The sequence below is a fragment of the Pseudomonas sp. Irchel s3h14 genome (assembly GCF_900187425.1).
Lineage (GTDB): Bacteria > Pseudomonadota > Gammaproteobacteria > Pseudomonadales > Pseudomonadaceae > Aquipseudomonas.
This window is the reverse complement of record NZ_FYDJ01000002.1, coordinates 481,182-501,736: the sequence shown is the minus strand read 5'-3', so window position 1 is coordinate 501,736 and position 20,555 is coordinate 481,182. Positions and strand designations below refer to the sequence as shown.

The 20,555-nt window shown below is 58.5% G+C and carries 18 protein-coding genes and 1 pseudogene; 11 read left to right on the top strand and 8 right to left on the bottom strand.

The window, feature by feature from the left end:
• Positions 1-42: 42 nt before the first annotated feature.
• The 4 genes from CKW16_RS05895 to rfbC all read right to left on the bottom strand — a co-directional run bounded on the left by CKW16_RS05895 (position 43) and on the right by rfbC (position 4,387).
• On the bottom strand, positions 43-498 hold the full coding sequence (locus CKW16_RS05895) for a YiiD C-terminal domain-containing protein (RefSeq protein ID WP_046052222.1): 456 nt from the start codon (positions 496-498) through the stop codon (positions 43-45).
• 40 nt (positions 499-538) lie between these two features.
• Positions 539-1,930, bottom strand: a complete 1,392-nt coding sequence (locus CKW16_RS05890) for a sigma-54 dependent transcriptional regulator (RefSeq protein WP_095127600.1) — start codon at positions 1,928-1,930, stop codon at positions 539-541.
• Positions 1,927-3,735, bottom strand: a complete 1,809-nt coding sequence (locus CKW16_RS05885) for an ATP-binding protein (RefSeq protein ID WP_095127599.1) — start codon at positions 3,733-3,735, stop codon at positions 1,927-1,929. Before CKW16_RS05885 ends, CKW16_RS05890 begins: the two co-directional genes overlap by 4 nt.
• Positions 3,736-3,841: 106 nt before the next feature.
• Positions 3,842-4,387 (bottom strand): dTDP-4-dehydrorhamnose 3,5-epimerase, encoded by a 546-nt coding sequence (gene rfbC / locus CKW16_RS05880; protein WP_095127598.1) that lies wholly within the window; start codon positions 4,385-4,387, stop codon positions 3,842-3,844.
• Between the two features lie 331 nt (positions 4,388-4,718).
• Here rfbC and CKW16_RS05875 point away from each other — a divergent pair, with 331 nt between their 5' ends.
• From CKW16_RS05875 to CKW16_RS05860, 4 genes are all read left to right on the top strand, one after another.
• On the top strand, positions 4,719-7,631 hold the full coding sequence (locus tag CKW16_RS05875; RefSeq protein ID WP_095127597.1) for an aminotransferase: 2,913 nt from the start codon (positions 4,719-4,721) through the stop codon (positions 7,629-7,631).
• A 316-nt stretch (positions 7,632-7,947) separates the two neighbouring features.
• Positions 7,948-8,826 (top strand): N-carbamoylputrescine amidase, encoded by an 879-nt coding sequence (aguB, locus tag CKW16_RS05870; RefSeq protein WP_095127596.1) that lies wholly within the window; start codon positions 7,948-7,950, stop codon positions 8,824-8,826.
• 5 nt (positions 8,827-8,831) lie between these two features.
• Positions 8,832-9,938 (top strand): agmatine deiminase, encoded by a 1,107-nt coding sequence (gene aguA, locus CKW16_RS05865; RefSeq protein ID WP_095127595.1) that lies wholly within the window; start codon positions 8,832-8,834, stop codon positions 9,936-9,938.
• A 246-nt stretch (positions 9,939-10,184) separates the two neighbouring features.
• Entirely contained in the window at positions 10,185-10,397 is a 213-nt protein-coding gene (locus CKW16_RS05860) for a hypothetical protein (protein WP_046045525.1), read from the top strand.
• 205 nt (positions 10,398-10,602) lie between these two features.
• Here CKW16_RS05860 and CKW16_RS05850 read toward each other — a convergent pair whose 3' ends face one another.
• Complete coding sequence (locus tag CKW16_RS05850) at positions 10,603-12,693, bottom strand: TonB-dependent siderophore receptor (RefSeq protein WP_095127593.1); 2,091 nt, start codon at positions 12,691-12,693, stop codon at positions 10,603-10,605.
• Positions 12,694-12,947: 254 nt separating this feature from the next.
• Between CKW16_RS05850 and CKW16_RS05845 the strand changes: the two genes are divergently transcribed.
• The 3 genes from CKW16_RS05845 to CKW16_RS05835 all read left to right on the top strand — a co-directional run bounded on the left by CKW16_RS05845 (position 12,948) and on the right by CKW16_RS05835 (position 16,133).
• The gene (locus CKW16_RS05845) at positions 12,948-13,619 is read left to right on the top strand and encodes a DsbA family protein (RefSeq protein ID WP_095127592.1); all 672 of its coding nucleotides are present in this window, start codon (positions 12,948-12,950) and stop codon (positions 13,617-13,619) included.
• A 252-nt stretch (positions 13,620-13,871) separates the two neighbouring features.
• A complete protein-coding gene (locus CKW16_RS05840) occupies positions 13,872-15,155 on the top strand; it encodes an OprD family porin (RefSeq protein WP_095127591.1) in 1,284 nt (427 codons plus the stop codon).
• A 225-nt stretch (positions 15,156-15,380) separates the two neighbouring features.
• Positions 15,381-16,133 carry a hypothetical protein gene (locus CKW16_RS05835; RefSeq protein ID WP_176471519.1) on the top strand — a complete coding sequence of 251 codons (753 nt, stop codon included), beginning with the start codon at positions 15,381-15,383 and terminating at the stop codon, positions 16,131-16,133.
• 71 nt (positions 16,134-16,204) lie between these two features.
• On the opposite strand, the gene CKW16_RS05830 is transcribed toward CKW16_RS05835, so the two are convergent.
• A complete protein-coding gene (locus CKW16_RS05830) occupies positions 16,205-16,486 on the bottom strand; it encodes a DUF3077 domain-containing protein (protein WP_095127590.1) in 282 nt (93 codons plus the stop codon).
• A 325-nt stretch (positions 16,487-16,811) separates the two neighbouring features.
• Between CKW16_RS05830 and CKW16_RS05825 the strand changes: the two genes are divergently transcribed.
• Positions 16,812-16,997 carry a hypothetical protein gene (locus CKW16_RS05825; RefSeq protein ID WP_095127589.1) on the top strand — a complete coding sequence of 62 codons (186 nt, stop codon included), beginning with the start codon at positions 16,812-16,814 and terminating at the stop codon, positions 16,995-16,997.
• 53 nt (positions 16,998-17,050) lie between these two features.
• On the opposite strand, the gene CKW16_RS05820 is transcribed toward CKW16_RS05825, so the two are convergent.
• Positions 17,051-17,374, bottom strand: coding sequence for a helix-turn-helix domain-containing protein (locus CKW16_RS05820; protein WP_095127588.1), 324 nt, complete (start codon positions 17,372-17,374; stop codon positions 17,051-17,053).
• A 220-nt stretch (positions 17,375-17,594) separates the two neighbouring features.
• Here CKW16_RS05820 and CKW16_RS05815 point away from each other — a divergent pair, with 220 nt between their 5' ends.
• Genes CKW16_RS05815 through CKW16_RS05805 form a run of 3 tightly spaced genes read left to right on the top strand, consistent with a single transcriptional unit; the run spans position 17,595 to position 19,223 of the window.
• Complete coding sequence (locus tag CKW16_RS05815; RefSeq protein ID WP_046045533.1) at positions 17,595-17,816, top strand: 4-oxalocrotonate tautomerase family protein; 222 nt, start codon at positions 17,595-17,597, stop codon at positions 17,814-17,816.
• Complete coding sequence (locus CKW16_RS05810) at positions 17,813-18,469, top strand: DsbA family oxidoreductase (RefSeq protein WP_095127587.1); 657 nt, start codon at positions 17,813-17,815, stop codon at positions 18,467-18,469. The genes CKW16_RS05815 and CKW16_RS05810 overlap by 4 nt, the downstream gene beginning before the upstream one ends.
• 43 nt (positions 18,470-18,512) lie before the next feature.
• Positions 18,513-19,223, top strand: a complete 711-nt coding sequence (locus CKW16_RS05805; protein ID WP_095127586.1) for an SDR family NAD(P)-dependent oxidoreductase — start codon at positions 18,513-18,515, stop codon at positions 19,221-19,223.
• Positions 19,224-19,620: 397 nt separating this feature from the next.
• On the opposite strand, the pseudogene CKW16_RS05800 reads toward CKW16_RS05805, so the two are convergent.
• A pseudogene (locus tag CKW16_RS05800) lies at positions 19,621-20,453 on the bottom strand (IS5 family transposase).
• Between the last annotated feature and the right edge of the window lie 102 nt (positions 20,454-20,555).

The window sequence follows — 20,555 nt, the reverse complement described above, 5'->3', positions numbered from 1 at the left end:
CTGTAGCAGCTGTCGAGTGAAACGAGGCTGCGATCTTTTGCTTTAGCGGTGGAGTACGTACTGCCCAGTAAACTTCACGGCATCGTCATTACTGTCCGTATTTACGATCCGGGAATGCAGTGTCAACCGCGCCCGCCCATATCGCTTATACATCGCCAAAAACTTCTTCCACACCGCCGCACTCGGCGCATGGCAAATCGCTGTCGCGTCCATGGTCACTGGCAGCGGATAGCTGATCTGTCCTTCCTGAATCACGATGTGCCCGCCTTCAACCCCTTCTTCACGCAACCGCAAATGCAACCAACCCCAGCCCGCCAGCACTGCGCCGCAATACAGACTGCCACCGAACATGGTGCTTTTATGATTGACGTTGGCTTCCAGCGGCAAGTGCAGGCGCAGTTGCTGGTCGTGCCAGTCGAGCACCTTGAGGCCCATGTCCCGCGTAAGGGGAATGTCGCGATGGAGGACTGATTCCAGATGACGGCTGTCGCGGCTCATGCACGGATCTCTTGTTTGAGGATGATGATTTGACGGTAGCTCAATCGGGTTCGTCGGTGTGGCTGCTGCCACCGTCGGCGAAGTTCAGCCCGTGTTTGCGCAGTTTGTCGTGCAAGGTCTTGCGTGGGATGCCAAGGGCTTCGGCGAGGCTGCGCACCGAGCTGTGAGAACGCGCCAGTTCGGCGGCGATCAAGCTCTTCTCGAAGTTTTCCACTTGTTCGCTGAGACCGCCGCTGACCACGTCGACCGTCATGCCGACAGCGCCATCCACTGCGTTATTGTCCAGGGCCAGTTCCAGGCCCAGGGCAAAGCGTTCGGCAGCATTCTGCAATTCCCGCACGTTACCCGGCCAGGTGTGGCGCAGCAGCAGCGCACGTTGTCCCGGCTGCAACTCGTGGGGTGGTAGGCCGTGGCGGGCGCTGGCTTCGTCGGCGAAATACTGGAACAGCATCAGCGCATCTTCGCCGCGTTCACGCAGCGGCGGAATACGCAGTGGTGCGACGTTCAGGCGGTAATACAAGTCGGCACGGAAGCGGCCCTGATCGGCGGATTGGCGCAGGTCTTCCTTGGTCGCGGCGATGATGCGGATGTCCAAGGGGATCAACTGATTGCCGCCCAAGCGCTCGACGACCCGTTCTTGCAGCAAACGCAGCAATTTCACCTGCACATCCAGGCTCATGCTTTCGATTTCATCGAGGAACAACGTGCCGCCATTGGCGAATTCGAACTTGCCGATGCGGCGCTTTTGCGCGCCAGTAAAGGCGCCTGGCTCGTGACCGAACAGTTCGCTTTCTACTACCGACTCGGCCAGGGCGCCGGCGTTGATCGCCACGAACGGGCCGTTACGCCGACTCGACAGATCGTGCAGTGCGCGGGCCACGACCTCCTTACCCGCACCGGTTTCGCCAAGGATCAGCACATCGGCCTTGGTCGCCGCCAATGCACCGATCTGCTCGCGCAGGCGCAGCATCGGCGCCGATTGCCCGACCAATCGGGTGCTCAGTTCGTTGCGATCGCTCAGGGCCAGGCGCAGGCTGCGGTTGTCCAGCACCAGCCGGCGCAGTGCCAGGGCGCGGCGGACGCTGTCGAGCAGGGCGTCGCTGGCAAAGGGTTTTTCCAGAAAGTCATAAGCCCCGGCGCGCATGGCTTGCACAGCCAGCGGCACATCGCCGTGACCGGTAATCAGCAGCACTGGCAGCTCCGGGTCCTGGGCATGCAGTTCAGTCAGCAGTTCAAGACCGTCCATGCCCGGCATGCGGATGTCACTGACCACCACGCCGGGCCAGTCGCGCTCCAGTTGTGCGGCCAGGCCCTTGGCTTCAGCGAGCGGCAGGATTTTCAGGCCGGCAAGGTCCAAGGTCTGGCCCAGGGCCTGACGCAGGTGCGGATCGTCGTCGATCAGCACGACCTGGATGCGGTTGTCGATGGTCATGCACTTCGGTCCTCGGACGGTTGCAGGCTCACACCCGGTGCGCCTGCACGCAACTTCAGGGTAATAAGGGCGCCACCTTCCTTGTGGTTAGCGAACGACAGTTCACCACCGAAGGCGCGCATCAGGGTTTCGCAAATCGCCAGCCCTAACCCGAGCCCCTGAGTGCGGGTCTTGGTGGTGTAGAAGGGCTCGCTGGCGCGGCCAAGTGCCTCCAGGCAGAACCCGGGGCCGTTGTCGCGAATGTACAGATTGACGCCATCGGCAGTGGATTGGGCACTCAACCAGAGCTTACGCGGCGGGCCTTTTTCCGTCAGGGCGTCCAGGGCGTTGGCCAGCAGATTGCCGAGTACCTGACGCAGACGGGTTTCCCCGGCCTCGACCCACAGGGTGGCGGCCGGCAAGTCGCGGATCAGCTCGACTTCCATGCTGCGCCGACGCTTGGCCAGCAGCGCCAGCGCATCGTCCAGCGCCGGTTGCAGGGCCACGCTTTCCGGGGCGTGACGATCGCGCCGGGCGAAGGCGCGCAGGTGGGCAATGATCGAGGCCATGCGCCCGGTCAGTTCGCTGATCAGCTTGAGGTTGCCGCGCGCATCGTCGGTGCGCTGATGATCGAGCAGCACTTCGGCGTTTTCGGCGTAGCTGCGGATCGCCGCCAGCGGTTGATTCAATTCGTGGCTGATGCTCGCCGACATGGTGCCAAGGGCCGACAGTTTGCCGGCCTGCACCAGATCATCCTGAGCGCGCACCAGCTCTTGCTGGGCCTGTTCGCGTTCCAGCACTTCCTGTTTCAGTCGACGGTTGAGGCCTTCGAGGTCGCTGGTCCGCTCGGCTACCCGGCCTTCCAGTTCGCGACGGGCCTTGGCTTCGAAGGCGATTCGTTCGAGGTAATGCCGGCGTCGCTGCATCATCAGACCCAGCAGCAACATCAACACCAACAATGTCGCGCCGCCGATGGCGACGACCGTGCGTACCGGGCGATCGATCAAAGTGCGTGGAGCGAGGATGCTGACGTTCCAACCGGTTTCTGCGATGGGCTGGGTTTGTGTCAGCCAGGCGTTGGGGTTGAGCCGCAATGGTTTGGGATCACGGGTCGGATAAGGTTGAATCGCGGTGATTGCCTTTCTTTCCTCTTCGCCCAACGGGCGGGTCGATCGGAATCGCCACTCGGGCCGCGACGTGAGGATGACCACGCCGTTATGGTCGGTCAGCAGCAGTTGTTCCGGGGTTTTGCCCCAGAGGCTTTCGGTGTGGTCCAGGTCAACCTTGACCACCAGCACGCCGAGGATCTTTTCGCCGTTACGCACGGCGGCAGCGAAGAAATAGCCACGCTTGGCCGAGGTTGTGCCCAAACCGAAAAAGCGCCCAAGCCGCCCGGCCATGGCTTCGCTGAAATACGGCCGGAAGGAAAAATTACGCCCGACGAAACTGTCGTGTTTGTCCCAGTTGGACGCGGCCAGGGTCTTGCCCGTGGTGTCCATCAGGTACATGACTTCGGCGCCGGTCTGGGCGCTGATATTTTTCAACAAGCGATTGGCGTTGCCCTGAGTGACGCCATCGTCGGGCGCGCCGAGGACGGCTCGCAGGGCCGGCAGATCGCCGAGGATCTGCGGCAACACTTCATAACGGTGCAGGGTGCCCAGCAAGTTGGCGACGTAAAGGTCGAGCGTCTGACGGTTCTGCCCGGCCAGTTCGCTGCGGTAGTAACGTTCGGCCAGGTGCTCCAGCGGCCACAGCAATGGCGCCAGGCACAGCGCGAGCAGGGCCAGGCTGCGCCAGCGGGGTCTGCGGGGGAGGGTTGGAGTCATGAGCATCGAGCGCCTGTGGGTACAGGCGCATTATGCCTAGGCTTGCGGGCGCAGTCTGCGCGCCGTGGGTCAGGCACGCCTGTGCGGCGAAGATTCAGACGGTGTTTCAGGAAAAAACGTCAGCGTCCTTGAAGAACGCGGCGGCCTGATCTTTATGGGACAGTTTCGGTGCTTCGTCCAGTTGCCAATCGATTGCCAGATCCGGATCGTTCCAGCGAATGCTGCGCTCGGCGGACGGGGTGTAGTAGTCGGTGGTTTTGTAGAGGAATTCGGCGAACTCGCTCAGCACCACGAAACCGTGGGCGAAACCCTCCGGGACCCACATTTGACGATGGTTCTCGGCAGACAGACGCACGGCCACCCACTTGCCGAAATGTGGTGAACTGCGGCGAATGTCCACCGCCACGTCGAGTACTTCACCGGCTGTGACGCGAACCAGTTTGCCCTGAGTGTTTTCCAGTTGGTAATGCAGGCCGCGCAATACGCCTTTTTGCGAGCGGGAATGATTGTCTTGAACGAAATTCGTCTCCAGGCCAGTCATTTCTTTGAAAGCCTTGGCATTGAAGCTTTCATAGAAGAAACCGCGCTCGTCACCAAATACCTTGGGTTCGATGATCAGAACACCGGGCAGGTCGGTGGTGACTACTTTCATGGTCTTTCTCCAGCAATAGGTGTAGATGGGTGCCATTCTTGCGCAAAGTGGCGGCCGGTGCGAGGGGCGCGATTGTTCAGGCGATAAAATCCTCGAAGTCGCGGAGGTTGATCAATAGAAGGGCTATCAATCTCCAGGCGCCGCATTGTCATGGTGTTCGTTTCTACCTTGAAAGGTTCGTGTATCCGTACGGGTCATAGGTTGGGGTCAAGGTCAGCGGAAGGCAATCCGAGATTGGCGTAGGAAAGTTCAATAGAGACTTGAAGGGGGGTTGCGTATCGCCCCAAGCAGTGGCGATATAAGCGCCTAATAAAACTTCAGGGGTCGTTGTATGCCGCTCGCCACGTTGATTCATCGCGCCAGTTTGCCCAGCCCGCAAGTGTCTGCGGAGCAAGCGCTTGAGCTGCTGAAGGGACATTACGGGCTGAGTGGAAGGTTGCAGGCCCTTGGTAGCCAGCAAGATCTTAACTTTCGGGTCGACAGCGATCAGGGGCGTTTTGTCCTGAAAATCTGCCGTGGCGATTACTCGGCGCAGGAGCTGCACGCCCAGCACGCCGGGCTCAAGCATTTGGGTGAACACCCTGATGTGCATGTGCCAAGAGTTATTCCCGCAAAAAACGGTGCAGACCTTCTCTCCCTGGAAGTCGGCGGCCAACCGGTGCATGTGCGCCTGCTCGATTACATCGAAGGCCAGTCGCTCACACACCTGGATCATCTGCCCGGTTCAGTGGTGGCCGGCTTCGGTCGGCTCTGCGGTGAAATGGATCTGGCCCTGGCCGGTTTCGACCATCCGGGCCTTGAGCGCACCCTTCAATGGGACGCCCGTCACGCCAACGCGCTGATCGCGCATTTGCTGCCGGTCATCAACGACGACCAGCAACGTCGGCTGATTGCCGATGCGGCCGAACAGGCCGAGCGTCATTTGCAGCCGCTTGTGGATAAGCTGCCGGTGCAAGCCATTCACATGGATATCACAGACGACAACGTGGTTTGGCAGCGAGATTCGCAACGCCAGTGGCAATTGCAGGGTGTGATCGATTTCGGCGACCTGGTTCGTACCTGGCGCATTACTGATCTGTCGGTGACGTGTGCGGCGCTGCTGCACCATGCCGATGGCGATCCGTTCTATATTTTGCCGGCGGTTCAGGCCTATCACGCTGTCAATCCGCTCACGCAGGAAGAGCTACTGGCGCTCTGGCCGTTGATCGTCGCCCGTGCGGCGGTGTTGGTGCTTAGCGGCGAGCAGCAGGTCAGCATCGATCCTGGCAACGCGTACAGCCGCGACAACCTCACCCACGAGTGGGAGATTTTCCGCGTCGCTACATCGGTGCCGTTGGCGTTGATGGAAGCGGCAATCCTGACCTCGGTCGGCCAGAACCTGCCGAGCATCGGCAGCGAAGGCTTTGCGCCGCTGCTGCCGAGCCTGGTAGGGCGTGAGTTTGCGTTGATCGATTTGGGCGTGCTAAGTCCGCATTTTGAGGCCGGCAACTGGGAGCAGGAGGGGATCGATCAGCGTCTGCTGACTGAAGCTGCCGCGGCTCATGGTCTGGCAGCCAGTCGTTATGGGCAATATCGCTTGTCCCGCACCCGGCCGGACAGCGGCACTGAGCCGGACACTTGCCCATTGCACGTCGAATTGCGAGTGCCCCACGGCACGGCGGTCGAATCGCCGTTTGCCGGGGTGGTGCATCAGCCGGCAGCAGGTGTGCTGCAACTGGATGGCCCGCAACTTAGCGTGCGGTTGTGGGGCGTGACCCCGTCGCTGCACACGGGCGCAGCGCTGGTCAAAGGCCAGGTGCTGGGTTCGATCAGCGGGCCGTTGATTGTGCAGTTGTGCCGGGGCGCTTCGTTCACGGCGCCGTTGTTTTGCACGCCGTCTCGCGCAGCGGCCTGGCAGGCGTTGTGCCCGTCACCGGCAACTCTGCTTGGGTTGGCCTGTGACGCTGAAGAAGAACTCGATTCGCAGACGTTGCTGGCGCGCCGTGACGCCAGTTTCGCCCGTACCCAGAAGCACTATTACGTAGACCCGCCGCGCATCGAACGTGGCTGGCGCAATCACCTGATCGACATGCAGGGCCGCTCCTACCTCGACATGCTCAACAACGTCGCGGTGCTGGGCCACGGTCATCCGCGCATGGCTGCTGTCGCCAGTCGTCAGTGGTCGCTGCTCAACACCAACTCGCGCTTCAACTACGCGGCGATTGCCGAGTTCTCCGAACGTTTGCTGAAACTGTCGCCGGACTCCATGGACCGGGTGTTTCTGGTCAACAGTGGCAGCGAGGCCAATGACCTGGCAATCCGTTTGGCTTGGGCCTACAGCGGCGGTCGCGACATGCTCAGCGTGCTGGAGGCCTATCACGGTTGGACAGTAGGCGCGGACGCGGTCTCGACTTCGATCGCCGATAACCCGAAGGCCTTGAGCAGCCGTCCGGACTGGGTGCATCCGGTCACCGCGCCGAACACCTATCGCGGCGAATTCCGTGGGCCGGATAGCGCGCCGGACTACGTGCGCAGCGTCGAACACAACCTGGCGAAAATCGCCGAGCAGAAGCGCCAGCTGGCCGGTTTCATCTGCGAACCGGTGTACGGCAATGCCGGTGGTATCTCGCTGCCACCAGGGTATTTGAAGCAGGTTTATGCGCTGGTTCGTGCCCAGGGCGGTGTGTGTATTGCTGACGAAGTGCAGGTCGGTTACGGCCGCATGGGCAACTTTTTCTGGGGCTTCGAAGAGCAAGGCGTGGTGCCGGACATCATCACCATGGCCAAAGGCATGGGCAACGGCCAACCGTTGGGCGCGGTGATCACCCGTCGGGAAATCGCCGAAGCACTGGAAGCCGAGGGTTACTTCTTCTCGTCGGCTGGTGGCAGCCCGGTCAGTTGCCAGATCGGCATGGCAGTGCTGGATGTGATGGAGGAAGAAAAGCTGTGGGGAAACGCCCAGGTCGTTGGCGGGTATTTCAAGGAACGGCTTGAAGCGCTGATCGATATTCATCCGCTGGTGGGCGCGGTGCATGGTTCCGGCTTCTATCTGGGCGTCGAGTTGGTCCGCAATCGCGAAACCCTGGAACCGGCGACCGAAGAAACCACGGCGCTGTGTGATCGGTTGCGCGAGCTGGGGATCTTCATGCAGCCGACCGGCGATTACCTGAACATCCTCAAGATCAAACCGCCGATGGTGACCTCGCGTCAGAGCGTGGATTTCTTTGTGGACATGCTTTCCAAAGTTTTGGGCGAGGGGCTCTAGACACTGATCGTTCCCACGCTCTGCGTGGGAATGCCTCACTGGACGCTCCGCGTCCGCTCTTGGGACGCGGAGCGTCCCCGGCTGCATTCCCACGCGGAGCGTGGGAACGATCAGTGAAGGGTGATAAACATCGATTGTTATCGGGTTAAATTGAGATATTTTCGACAGATTGATTATTTGTCGCTTTAAAAGACGATTTTTATCGGTTATAAAGTCGCCACTGCCCCGGTGTGGACCCACCACGCCCGGTGCTTCCCATTTCTGTCATTGGTCGATGCCACACTCGACCCTCAAGCAATTGCCCCGGAGATGATTCATGAGCCGCATCGTTACCGTCGCCGCCACCCAGATGGCCTGTTCCTGGGATCTTGAAGCCAACATCGAGACCGCTGAGAGGCTGGTCCGTGAGGCCGCGGCGAAAGGCGCGCAGATCATCCTGATCCAGGAACTGTTCGAGGCTCCGTACTTCTGCCAGAAGCCGAACCCGGATTACCTGCAGCTGGCCACGACCGTTGAAGACAACGTCGCCATCAAGCACTTCCAGAAAGTTGCCAAAGAACTGCAAGTCGTTTTGCCGATCAGCTTCTACGAACTGGCGGGCCGCGCGCGTTTCAACAGCATCGCGATTATCGATGCCGACGGCAGCAACCTCGGGATTTATCGTAAAAGCCATATCCCGGACGGCCCTGGTTACCACGAAAAGTACTACTTCAATCCGGGCGATACCGGCTTCAAAGTCTGGAACACCCGTTACGCGAAAATCGGCGTGGGCATCTGCTGGGACCAGTGGTTCCCGGAATGCGCTCGCAGCATGGCGTTGCTGGGCGCGGAAATCCTGTTCTACCCGACCGCGATCGGCAGCGAGCCACACGACAAGACCATTTCGTCCCGTGATCACTGGCAGCGCGTGCAACAAGGCCATGCCGGCGCCAACCTGATGCCGCTGATCGCCAGCAACCGCATCGGTAACGAAGAGCAGGACGGCTACGACATTACGTTCTACGGCTCGTCGTTCATTGCCAACCAGTTCGGCGAGAAGGTTCAAGAGCTCAATGAAACCGAAGAAGGTGTGCTGGTTCAGAGCTTCGACCTGGTTGAACTGGAGCACATCCGCAGCGCGTGGGGTTCGTTCCGTGATCGTCGCCCGAACCTGTATGGCACACTAAAGACCCTCGACGGATCCCTGGAGTCCTGATCGCTATGACCACTTTGCACAGCACGCCGCGCGCCGACGGCTTTTACATGCCGGCCGAATGGGCGCCGCAAACCCAGACCTGGATGATCTGGCCCGAGCGTCCGGACAACTGGCGCCTGGGTGGCAAACCGGCGCAAGCCGCGCACGTCGCGGTGGCCAAAGCCATTGCACGTTTCGAACCGGTGACCGTGGCGGTTTCCGCCGGCCAATACGAAAACGCCCGTGCCCGTCTGGACGTGCCGAATATTCGTGTGGTGGAAATGTCCAGCGACGACGCCTGGGTTCGCGACACCGGCCCGACGTTCGTCATCAATAACAGTGGCGAAGTCCGTGGTGTGAATTGGGACTTCAACTCGTGGGGCGGTTTCGACGGGGGGCTGTATTCGCCGTGGAATCGCGATTCCCAGGTGGGCGGTAAGATCCTCGAGATCGAGCGCAGTCAGCGCTACCGCACCGAGGGCTTTGTGCTTGAAGGCGGTTCGATCCACGTTGATGGCGAAGGCACGCTGATCACCACCGAAGAATGCCTGCTTAACCGCAATCGCAATCCGCACATGAACCGTGCAGAAATCGAAGCGGTGCTCAGCGCGAATCTGGCTGTGGATAAAATCATCTGGCTGCCGGACGGTTTGTTCAACGACGAAACCGACGGTCATGTGGATAACTTCTGCTGCTACGTGCGTCCGGGCGAAGTGTTGCTGGCCTGGACCGATGACCCGCAGGACCCGAACTACCCGCGCTGCCAGGCGGCGATGAAAGTGCTGGAAAGCAGCACCGACGCCAAGGGTCGCCCATTCACGGTGCACAAGATGCCGATTCCGGGGCCGCTGTATGCGACCGAAGAAGAGTGCGCGGGTGTTGATCCGGTGGACGGGACTCAGGAACGTAATCCGACCGTGCGTCTGGCCGGTTCCTACGTGAACTTTCTGATCGTGAATGGCGGCATCATCGCGCCGAGCTTCGACGATCCGTTGGATGGCCCGGCAAAAGAGATTTTGCAGGCACTGTTCCCGCAGCACGAAGTGGTGATGGTGCCCGGCCGCGAACTGTTACTGGGAGGCGGTAACATCCACTGCCTTACCCAACAACAGCCAGCACCGCACAAGGAGTGAGTGGGGTTGTAACAGCTTGAGTTGGTTGCAAAATAATTCAGGCAAACGTTTTCACTCATGGTTTAGCAGAAAGCCCGCAGCCCTACAGGACTGCGGGCTTTTTTGTATCCGCTTGTCGACAGTTGCGAAACCTTGGCACAGCTCTTGTATCGCTCATGGTGCAAAACAGGGAGGGGGGAGAACTGCGATGTTCTGTCATAAACCTTGGATAAGTTAGCCGCTCACAAACCAGGAGAGAGCGCGGAAATGAACGCCGAAATGAATGTTGTGAGCGAGCGGGCGTTGCATCCCCTGGCAGTAAACAGCGAATCGCTCCAGGTCCTGGCGCACTGGTTGAAGTCCAATGGAACGCGTCAGATCAGAGAACCTGATCCGCGCCGGATGATGATCGAACGCTACCCCGCTGGTTTATTCAGCGAAGCGGAGCTGGAAGCGTTGTGGGATGTGATGGAAGGATAAGAAGAAAAAACAACGGATTGGTAAAAGCGCTGCCGGGATGGCGGCGCTTTTTTTATGGGCGAAGGTTTTGTGCCCATGATCGTTCCCACGCTCCGCGTGGGAATGCCTCACCGGACGCTCTGCGTCCGCTCTTGAGACGCAGAGCGTCTCAGGCTGCATTCCCACGCGGAGCGTGGGAACGATCTAGTCGTGGGGGCGGTGTTTTTTAGAAGCTGTAGGTGCCAGTCACGACCAGACTGCGCGGTTCACCCGGCTGAATCTGCGCCGCGCTGGTGGCCGACGAGTAGTAGGTCTTGTCGCTGATGTTGTTCAGCGCCGCGCGCAAATCCCAATCCTTCTGCCGGAACCCGGCCAATGCATCCCAACGACCGTAACCCGGCAGGACGGTGGTGTTGAGGTTGTCGGCATAACGCTGGCCTACCAGGGTCAGACCGGTTTCGGCGTACCAGCCCATTTCCGGTTTCCAGGTCAGGAACAGGCTGCCGTTATGCTTGGCCACGTTGCTGATGCGTTTGCCTTCAAAGCCGTTGTTGTCCTTCTCGACCGTCGCGTCCTGCACACCCACGCCACCACGCACGTACCAGTTGCCAGCGATCTTGCCGGTTCCGGTCAGCTCGATCCCGCGGGAACGTTGCAGGCCGGTCATCAAGGTGACGGTCGGATCGTTCGGGTCGCTGGTACGGCGGTTGTAGAGTTCCAGTTCGTAGATCGCCAACGTGGTACTCAGGCGGTCATCGAGCCAGTCGCTCTTCACGCCGATTTCCTTTTGCTTGGTCAGTTCGGGGCTCAGGTCGTTGCTGTTGCCGGCAGCGCCCGGGGTGATACCGATCAAACCACCGCCGACCGGGGAAAACGTCTTGGTCCAGGAGGCGTAGAAGGAATGATTCTGCAGCGGCGTCCACACCAGTCCTACACGCGGACTGGTGCTATGGCTGTCACGATCTTCGGAAATGTCCCGCAGCTTGTTGGACGACTCGATGTCGAAGGTGTCGTAACGCAAGCCGGCCAGCAGTTGCCATTGATCGTTCAGACGCAGTTGATCCTGCACGTACACCGCACGGCTTTCGACTTCGGTGTGAGTGCTGCTGGAAACCTGCATCCGCCCGGTATGGCGCAAATTGCGGTCGGGGTTGTACAGGTCCAGTGCCGGTACAGGCTCAGTCCCGCGTCCGGTGGCTGCGTTGTACAACGTAGGGTCGCGCCGCTGGCTGCCGATTTCGATGCCGGTCAGCAAACGATGCTCAAGGCCGAACGTGTCGAAACCGCCTTCCAGTTCGACGTTGTTGTAGACGTTGCGGGTGGTCAGGTCCTGTTGCCAGTGCTGGCGCGTGACCTTGTTGGTCGCCGGGGTATAACCCGTCAGGTAGGTGTTGTCGAAATCGCTGTTGAGCTTGAACACGCCCAGGGTGTGGCGCAGTTGCCAGTTGTCGCTGAGCTCATAACTGAGTTTCGAGCGCAGGGATTGCGACTTGTCGTCGATGAAATCGTGTTCGCTGCCGTAGGTCGTATCCCGTCCTACGTCCGCCGGGCGTCCGTTTACACCGGGGATACCGCGATCCGGCGTACGGTTGTAGCGGCTGTATTCGTACTGCACCAGCCAGTTCAGGTCTGGCGTCAGTTGCCAGCTCATCGAGGGAGCGAACAGTTGGCGATTGCCGCTCACGCCGTCGCGGAAGCTGTTTTGATCCATGTTGCCCATGTTCAGGCGCAGGCTGATGTTCTCGCTCGGGTCGGTGCTGAGGTCGGCGTAGAGGCTGCGCAAATCGTCGCTGCCGCCCTGGGCCTCGAGGGTCGAGCGGCGACCGAATTCAGGCAGCTTGCTGACCCGATTGACGATCCCGCCCTGACTGCCACGACCATACAAAACAGCGGCCGGGCCTTTGAGGACTTCGATGCGTTCGATGTTGTGCAAATCGCGTACGTATTGGCTGTCGTCGCGAATGCCGTCGAGGTAGAAGTCGTTGCTGGCGTCGAAACCGCGGATGCGCAGGCTGTCGAAGCGAGTGTCGGCGCCGCTGCTGACGTTGGGGATGCCGCTCAGCGCGGTGCCCAGATCGTTGGTGCCGTAATCCATGACGTTCGCGGTTTTAATTGAGTCGATGGCTTGTGGAACGTAGCGCACCGGCGTGGCGGTGCGGGTCGCGGTGCTGGTTTCCTTCACACGCGGGTCATCGGTTTCAGCTTCGGCGCTGATCGACGTTTCGGGTAAAACGGTGGGGGCGGCGCAGGCAAAACCGGCAGAGAGAAATGCAGAAAGCCCAAGGGTGACGGGCGTAAGGCGAAAGGGGGCAGGCATCTGAAGCGCATCCGAAAGGGTGGAGTAATTCGAGGGTGCGAATGGTAATGCTTGCTATTTACTTCTGTTAATTATTCTTGAAAGGTTCCGTGTTTTGATTATTTCTAATTGTGTCGAGATGGTTACAGTGGGGTCGTGAGGCCATTCGACCGATTCATGAAACAGACTGAAAGCCATTGCAGCGTTTTTCAGAAACGGGCGGAGGACTAATCTGCCGGCATCTCGTTTTCCTACGCTTTTGCCGGAGCCTTCCCATGATCCTTCACTACATTTACGACCCGTTATGCGGCTGGTGCTATGGCGCAAAACCGCTGGTGCAAGCCGCTCAGGCTGTGTTGCCAGTGATCGCCCACGGCGGCGGCATGATGACCGGCGCCAACCGCCAGACCGTCTCGCCACAACTACGCAACTACGTGATGCCCCATGACCGGCGCATTGCCGAGTACACCGGTCAGCCGTTCGGCGAGGCGTATTTCGAAGGATTGCTGCGCGATGAGACGGCGGTTTTCGATTCCGCACCGCCGATTGCCGCGGTGCTGGCAGCCGAGCAGATCGCCGGCCGCGGACTGGAGTTACTGGGGCGTTTGCAGAGTGCTCACTACGAGGAAGGTCGACGCATTGCCGATGAATCTGTGCTGTTAGAACTCGCGACAGACATCGGTCTGGAACCTCAAGCGTTCCAGGCTGCTTTCAAAGCAGCTGAAACCGATCGCCACATCAAGGACAGTCGAGCATTCCTGGCCGAAGTCGGCGGCCAGGGTTTCCCGACCTTCGCCCTGGAACACAACGGCCAATTTACCCTGATCGATATCAGCCCGTGGCTCGGCAAGCCGCAAGCCTTCGCGGCATGGCTGAGTCAGTCGCTTCCCGCACAAGCGTCATCATCGGAGCTTCAAGCCTGTGGCCTGAGCGGCTGCGCCGATTGACGTCGACAAGTGATTTCTTAGACGTTTTTCGCCTGTTTACAGACGATTCATGAAATTGACACATCGTTAAGGGCGCGGCTAGGATTCGCCCCACGCCTGTGGCTAACCGCCATGACTCATAAAATAACAAAAAGGCCCGCCACGATTTCTTCGTGCGCGGGCCTTTTTGTTTGGGGTGAAAAAAGAGTGCGATAGCGCCGTTTCAGCCGTTCGACGCAGCGCGTATCAACCGATCATAAGGAAAAGAACAAAATGTTGAACACGCGAATCAGCCTGATCGCTCTGGGGATGTTGAGTGCTACACAGGTCATGGCTAACGACCAGGCCGAGTCCAAGGGTTTTGTTGAAGACAGCAGCCTCAAAGTGCTGCTGCGCAATGCCTACATCAATCGTGACAAAAAAGACGGCAATGACGACCAGCGTGAATGGGGTCAGGCTGCCATCGGCACCTACACCTCGGGCTTCACCCAAGGTACCGTCGGCGTGGGCGTTGATGCCTTCGGTCTGTACGGCTTGCGTCTGGACCGTGGTAGCCACAGCGGCGGCCAAGGCATCGACTTCTTCAAGGAAGGCGACAGCGGTAACCCGGCCGGCGATCTGGCCAAAGCCGGTGGCGCGGTAAAATTCCGCCTGTCCAGCACCGTTCTGACGTACGGCGACCAGATGCCGGCCCTGCCGGTGTTGAGCTACGACAACGGGCGTCTGCTGCCAGAAAGCTACACCGGCACGCTGATCACCTCCAGGGAGATCAAAGGCCTGGAGCTGAACGCCGGTCGCTTCACCGCCGAATCGCGCAAAAGCGCTGAAGGCCATGACAGCGGCGGCCTGAAGTCGATCAACGTGTTGGGCGGTAGTTACCAGTTCACCGAACAGTTCAAGGCTGCGCTGTACGCCTCCGACGTCGAAGACGTGCTGAAGAAGCAATACGTGAACGCCAACTACGTGTTCCCGATCGACAAGGATCAGTCCCTGACCCTGGACTTCAACGGCTACCGCACCAAGTTGGAAGATTCCTACGTCCGCGACAGCGGTGCGACCGGCGACGACAACAAAATCTGGAGCCTGGCCGCCACATTCGCCACCGGCGCGCACTCGTTCACGCTCGCCCACCAGCGCAGCACCGGCGACAGCAACCTGGGCTACGCCTACGGCGGCTACCAGAAAGATCAAGGTCGCGTCGGCGACGGCGGCAACACTATCTACCTGGCGAACTCCTACTGGTCCGACTTCAACGCCGAAGACGAACGCAGCTGGCAGCTGGGCTACGGCCTCGACTTCAGCACCTTCGGTATTCCAGGCCTGAGCTACAACTTCGCTTACGTGCGCGGCGACAACATCACCACCTCCACCAGCGAAGGCGGTACCGAGCGCGAAATCTTCAACCAGTTCAAGTACGTCGTGCAAAGCGGCCCGGCCAAAGACCTGAGCGTGAAACTGCGCAGCTCGATCCTGCGTGTCTCGCAGAAATCGAGTGAGTACAACTCCAGCGGTAACGAAGTGCGTGTGTTCGTGGATTATCCGATCAACATTTTCTGATGATCGGTTGCACCATCGAGGCCTGATGCAAGGCTGAGAAAGGAAAAGCCCCGACTGGTTTGGGGCTTTTTTTGTGGGCGCTGTTGCGGGTTTCAGTGTGTGAGGGGCTCAGTGAGATTGTCCAGTTTCGAAACGGTTTTGTGCAAAAAGCCAGATTTGTGATCGTTTTTGAGCAAGTAAAATCGTTTTTATGCGTTTTTGGTTAGTTCGACGGTGTCCAATTCAATGCTCACTGGCGAGCGGTTGCAGGCGCCAGAACCTATAGGCGGTAAGTATGTCGACGCCATCAACGCCGATTTGATGGTGGCGGCTTCACCCGAAGAGGCGGTGAAGGTGCCGCTATGGCGAGTGAATGACAACCTGCCTGGAACGAGCTACTTCTGCCCAATCGTCGTCAAGACTGCAGCAGTCATGTCAGCAGCGGACCTCGATGTGCCTCACCTCTTTGTTATCACCGACGACTCTGCTGAGCGGCGTCTTTATGACAGCGTGCTGAATCAGGTTTCAAAACCGCTCATGCAGGGCATACGAGACCAGGTAACATTCGCCAGTACTCGTACGCAATACCCTGACGGTGTGGTCTCGAATATTGAATTCACAGGCCAGGATCAAGCCCGCCCGGTGTGGCGCTATCCGAACCTGGGGCCACACGTTGTTTTCATGTCTAACGTCATTCGCCGCACCATCACCGAACAGATGCGTGAAGAGTCGCGGTATTTACGAAGTCACATAAGGGCCAGACAGGCAATCAAGGAGGTCGTTGAGATGCCTGATCAACAGGCTGATCGGCTCTTGCGATCCATAGAGCAGAACGAAGGGACGCTGAGCAACGTATTGGCAAAGGAAATGCCTGTGCTGGCAAGGCCGGATATTTGGGCCGCCATTATCGAAGCTGTGGCTCAGTCGGTTCGGGGGGAGGAGCCGATAGACAGTAGCGTGAGTGATCGATACCACCCGAAACAGCCAGTGGGTCGATGACCGACTTACGCAAAAAGCCCCGATTGATTTGGGGCTTTTTTATGCGCGCGGCTTGGGTCTACGTGACGACGTCACGGGTTGCGATTGTTACCCGGTGCATCGAGCACCTTCGCTACGTCATCGATGATCGCCTTACTCATATCCTGCAAAAAATGCGACGCCCAGGCATGTCGGTCGGTGTCACGAACCATGGCAGCGTCTGATGCAAGGAGTTTGGCGATGTGGAGCAGGTCGGAGGCGTGGGAGAGGGCCTGGATGACCGGGACACCGGCGTTGATGCGGAACAGCGGTTGGTTGTCGTGGTAGGAGAAAGGGGTGAGGCCGATGGTTTTCAGGTCTTGGGGGTTGGTCATTGGGCACCTCCGGTTTTTGGGCGGTGGTGGGCGTGACCCGGTGTAGCAATAGCGAAAATTTTGAATGGATTGCGGGCATGCATAAGGAGAACTCCGGCTGGTTTCTGCATCGAATTCGAGTTCTCAGGCCCGGTCGCTGAATTGGCAGCGACGGGTTGAAGGTAGCTTGAGAGCGGTGGATGCGCAATCGTGGCTAGGTGGTGGCGTGGGTTGAAGGTTTTAGTGATTTTTATGGCTGGGCAATAATTATTAGTCAGCCATAATTTTCATAATTTGAAGAAGGCGTGCTGATTGCCTTGCCGACTTGCTGAAGGAGATATCAGGAATGGACATTGAATTGGATAAGTTTCAAAAGGATTTGCTGGAATCTGTACGCGAAATGAATGAGAGCCAAGCGCTTCCAATCGCTGAGGGGAGGCCGTTAACGAAGGAACGCATCGACTCGCGTATGTCGTCTCCAGCGACACGTTCTAATAACGTGTCGCTGAAAGTGAAAAAAAGCGACACGTAACAAGACGGACTACATCAGAAGGGGCTGAGTCCTACTGCAAAATCACACAACGTCTAGCAGGCGTTAGCTTGTGAAATTACGATCTGAGGCAAAGCCCCGGCATCGTTGGATGGCAACGTAAAAGTCGTTCGAAAGCCGAGTTTATCCAGCATGTCCATCATTGCATCGATCGTAAATTTCTCGATCTTGCCAGTGGTGAGTTCTGAGACGCGTGATTGGGTCACGTTCAACCTGGCTGCCGCCTCACTTTGTCTGAGGCCCAGGGTTTTGATGCAGTCAGTGATGAATATCGATAGCTCCATCTTCAGCGCTTTTTTGCTAGCGACTTCGCTGTGATGCGTGGCATGGAATGGGCTGTCGAAATATTGAACTGCCATTAACGTCTCCCTCCTTTGAGTTATCTAAAATTTACGATAAATGCAGGCTAGTCGATTGATCGTTTTTGATGCAAACGTATTGTGTCTGCGAGACATAACTCATTACACCGCGTAACTAATGATGTTCCCGCCCCCACCTTTATCCCCTCCAGCCAACCCCATACATTGAACTCCAACGCCTACCCATTCATTCCGAAGGGAAGGTCACTGGAGATTCCTCATGCCTTTCGTAAGCGTACGCATCACCCGCGATGGCGTTACCTCTGAGCAGAAAGCTCAGGTGATCGCCGAAATCACTGAAACCCTGGAACGCGTCCTCAACAAGGATCCGCACCTGACCCACATCGTGATCGAAGAAGTCGACACCGATAACTGGGGCTACGCCGGCATCACCACCACCCAGTACCGCAAGCAGCTGGCTGAGGCGGAGGGGCAGTCATGACCGCGTCGGTCTCCATCGATTTCATCTCCGACGTGGTGTGCCCGTGGTGCGCGTTGGGCGCGACGGCGCTGGAGCAGGCCATCGAAAACGTGGCCGGTGAAATCTCGGTTGAGCTGACCTACAAGCCCTTCGAGTTGAACCCGGACATGCCGGCAGTCGGCGAAAAAGCGGTCGAGCATTTGATGCGCAAGTATGGGCGCAGCGCCGAAGACGTTGCCGCCGGCAAAGCGATGCAGATCGCTCGCGGTGAGGCCATTGGCTTCAAGTTCGATCTGGAGAAGCGCAGCCACTTCTACAACACGTTTGATGCTCACCGGTTGTTGATGTGGGCGTTGCAGGAAGGGCGGCAGGTCGCACTCAAGAAAATCCTGCTGCGCGCTTATTTCACCGACGGCCAGAACCCGAGCGATCGCGAGACGCTGGTGGGTCTGGCTGCTGAAGCGGGACTGGATGCGGCGGCTGCTCAAGAGGTGTTGGTGTCCGGCGCGTTCGCCAAAGAAGTGCGAGAGCTTGAAGAGTTTTACCGCCAGCGCGGTATCAATTCGGTTCCGGCCATGGTGCTTAACGGTCGTCACCTGGTGTCCGGCTCGCAGTCGGTCGAGTACTACGAACAGATGTTGAGACAAATGGCGAAGGCCCCCGCCGAAGCCTGATTACTTATTTTTTCAAACCATCATTTATTAGTTGAGGTTCATCATGAGCAATTCGAAAAAAGTCATCGTTATTACTGGCGCCTCCCAAGGTCTCGGCGCAGGCATGGTCAAGGCGTTCCGTGATCTGGATTACAAAGTTGTCGCCACTTCGCGTTCGATCAAACCGTCCACCGACCCGGACATCCTCACCGTGGCGGGCGACATCGGCAACCCGGAAGTCGCCCAGCAAGTCATCCGTGAAGCCATCGCACGTTTCGGCCGCATCGACACCCTGGTCAACAACGCCGGGATCTTCGTTGCCAAACCGTTTACTGCGTACACTGCGGAAGACTACGCCAACGTGCTGTCGGTGAACCTGAACGGCTTCTTCTACATCACCCAACTCGCGATCACCGAGATGGAAAAGCAAGGCAGAGGCCACGTCGTCAACATCACCACCAGCCTGGTGGACCACGCCATCGACGGCGTGCCGTCGGTACTGGCGTCGTTGACCAAAGGTGGCCTGAACGCGGCGACCAAATCCCTGGCCATCGAGTACGCCAAGCGCGGTATTCGTGTGAACGCGGTCAGCCCCGGCATCATCAAGACCCCGATGCATGGCGAGGAAACTCATGAAGCGCTGGGCAATCTGCACCCGATCGGGCACATGGGCGAGATCAGCGACATTGCTCAGGCGGTCGTGTATCTGGACAGCGCCAACTTTGTCACCGGCGAGATCCTGCACGTTGATGGTGGGCAGAGCGCGGGTCACTAAGACCTGACTTTCCAAATCCCGGAAACAACAAAGCCCTCGTATTTCTACGAGGGCTTTGTTTTGTATGGTGCCGGCACCAGACGAACGGTATGTTTCGGCGAGAGTAGGTTTTTCGGGCATCTGGAGTTCGCTGGAAAATTCGGCGTACCCCAACTAGTAACTATAAACAAATCAGCTAGTTATGGCGTTCGGTGGAATCGAACTCGGGATTTTTTAGATGTCAGCACGTTGTCGGTCTGCAAGTAATTCAGAGCCGCATACGGAATGGTAAACCTCCCGAATTCGAACGTTGTTGATCATCCCCTCCGTCGAGAATAGGTAGGAATCCGCCAAAAGCTGCCGTGGCGACAGGCAGCAGACGGCCAGAAGCGGTCATTAGGGCTCTGTACGAAACCAACTATCGTAGACACCGCAACGAGCATGCGAGTGTGACCATGGCTGAAAAGCTTCCCGCCAGCTTGTCGTAGCGGGTGCCGATGCGGCGGTTTTCCTTCAGTCAGCCGAACATCCGCTCAGTGATATTGCGCTGCATGTTCTTGGGTTTGTCGAACAGGCGCGGCAAGCCAGGTCTGGGTTTACGCTTCATGCTCCGTAGCGGAATGACCGGATGCATCCGGTAGCGGTCGCAGTATTGCCGTAATGCCTCGGCGTCGTAGCCTTTATCGGCGAGCAGCCACCTGCACCGCTTTCTTGGTCGACCGCGCGGAGTGGGCAGACTCGCCCCGTCTAGAAGAGGTTGTGCGTAGTTGATGTCGCTGGCGCTGCCGCCGGAAAGGAGGAAGCGGAGGGGGACGCCGTTGGCGTCACACAGCATGTGAATTTTGGTCGTCAAACCACCACGGCTACGGCCTATAGCGTGATCGTCAGGCTCATCAGGCCCCCTTTTTTGCCGGCCCCAGCAGAGGAACGGGATGCACGTACCGCTGTGGAATCGATCATCCAGGTCTTCAAATCGATCTGCCCGTTTTCATTGAGCTTGAGCTGCAATCGCTTGAGCATCTGATCGAATACCCGTTGGTTTCGCCAGTCACGAAAGCGCTGATAGACGCTGGACCAGGGACCGAGCTCATCTAGCATATCGCGCCACGGCGCACCTTAGCAGAGCACCCAAAGGATCCCGTTGAGCATTTTTCTGTCGTCACGACGAGGCCGGCCCCTTCGGGTGGGGCCAACGAACAGATCAGCAACGATGTCCCATGCTTTGTCCGAGAGGTTGTATCGACTGGCCATCACAGGACTCCTTTCCTTGGGTGCCGCGCGACTCTATGCAAAATCGGGCATTGCGGGGGCTTTGTACCGTTTCGATGGTTCACGTACAGAACCTAATACGAG

Bases quoted from the DNA above. Each gene is read 5' to 3' on its own strand.
- CKW16_RS05895 (WP_046052222.1), bottom strand. From the start codon at position 498: ATGAGCCGCGACAGCCGTCATCTGGAATCAGTCCTCCATCGCGACATT.
- CKW16_RS05890 (WP_095127600.1), bottom strand. From the start codon at position 1,930: ATGACCATCGACAACCGCATCCAGGTCGTGCTGATCGACGACGATCCG.
- CKW16_RS05885 (WP_095127599.1), bottom strand. From the start codon at position 3,735: ATGACTCCAACCCTCCCCCGCAGACCCCGCTGGCGCAGCCTGGCCCTG.
- rfbC (WP_095127598.1), bottom strand. From the start codon at position 4,387: ATGAAAGTAGTCACCACCGACCTGCCCGGTGTTCTGATCATCGAACCC.
- CKW16_RS05875 (WP_095127597.1), top strand. From the start codon at position 4,719: ATGCCGCTCGCCACGTTGATTCATCGCGCCAGTTTGCCCAGCCCGCAA.
- aguB (WP_095127596.1), top strand. From the start codon at position 7,948: ATGAGCCGCATCGTTACCGTCGCCGCCACCCAGATGGCCTGTTCCTGG.
- aguA (WP_095127595.1), top strand. From the start codon at position 8,832: ATGACCACTTTGCACAGCACGCCGCGCGCCGACGGCTTTTACATGCCG.
- CKW16_RS05860 (WP_046045525.1), top strand. From the start codon at position 10,185: ATGAACGCCGAAATGAATGTTGTGAGCGAGCGGGCGTTGCATCCCCTG.
- CKW16_RS05850 (WP_095127593.1), bottom strand. From the start codon at position 12,693: ATGCCTGCCCCCTTTCGCCTTACGCCCGTCACCCTTGGGCTTTCTGCA.
- CKW16_RS05845 (WP_095127592.1), top strand. From the start codon at position 12,948: ATGATCCTTCACTACATTTACGACCCGTTATGCGGCTGGTGCTATGGC.
- CKW16_RS05840 (WP_095127591.1), top strand. From the start codon at position 13,872: ATGTTGAACACGCGAATCAGCCTGATCGCTCTGGGGATGTTGAGTGCT.
- CKW16_RS05835 (WP_176471519.1), top strand. From the start codon at position 15,381: ATGCTCACTGGCGAGCGGTTGCAGGCGCCAGAACCTATAGGCGGTAAG.
- CKW16_RS05830 (WP_095127590.1), bottom strand. From the start codon at position 16,486: ATGACCAACCCCCAAGACCTGAAAACCATCGGCCTCACCCCTTTCTCC.
- CKW16_RS05825 (WP_095127589.1), top strand. From the start codon at position 16,812: ATGGACATTGAATTGGATAAGTTTCAAAAGGATTTGCTGGAATCTGTA.
- CKW16_RS05820 (WP_095127588.1), bottom strand. From the start codon at position 17,374: ATGGCAGTTCAATATTTCGACAGCCCATTCCATGCCACGCATCACAGC.
- CKW16_RS05815 (WP_046045533.1), top strand. From the start codon at position 17,595: ATGCCTTTCGTAAGCGTACGCATCACCCGCGATGGCGTTACCTCTGAG.
- CKW16_RS05810 (WP_095127587.1), top strand. From the start codon at position 17,813: ATGACCGCGTCGGTCTCCATCGATTTCATCTCCGACGTGGTGTGCCCG.
- CKW16_RS05805 (WP_095127586.1), top strand. From the start codon at position 18,513: ATGAGCAATTCGAAAAAAGTCATCGTTATTACTGGCGCCTCCCAAGGT.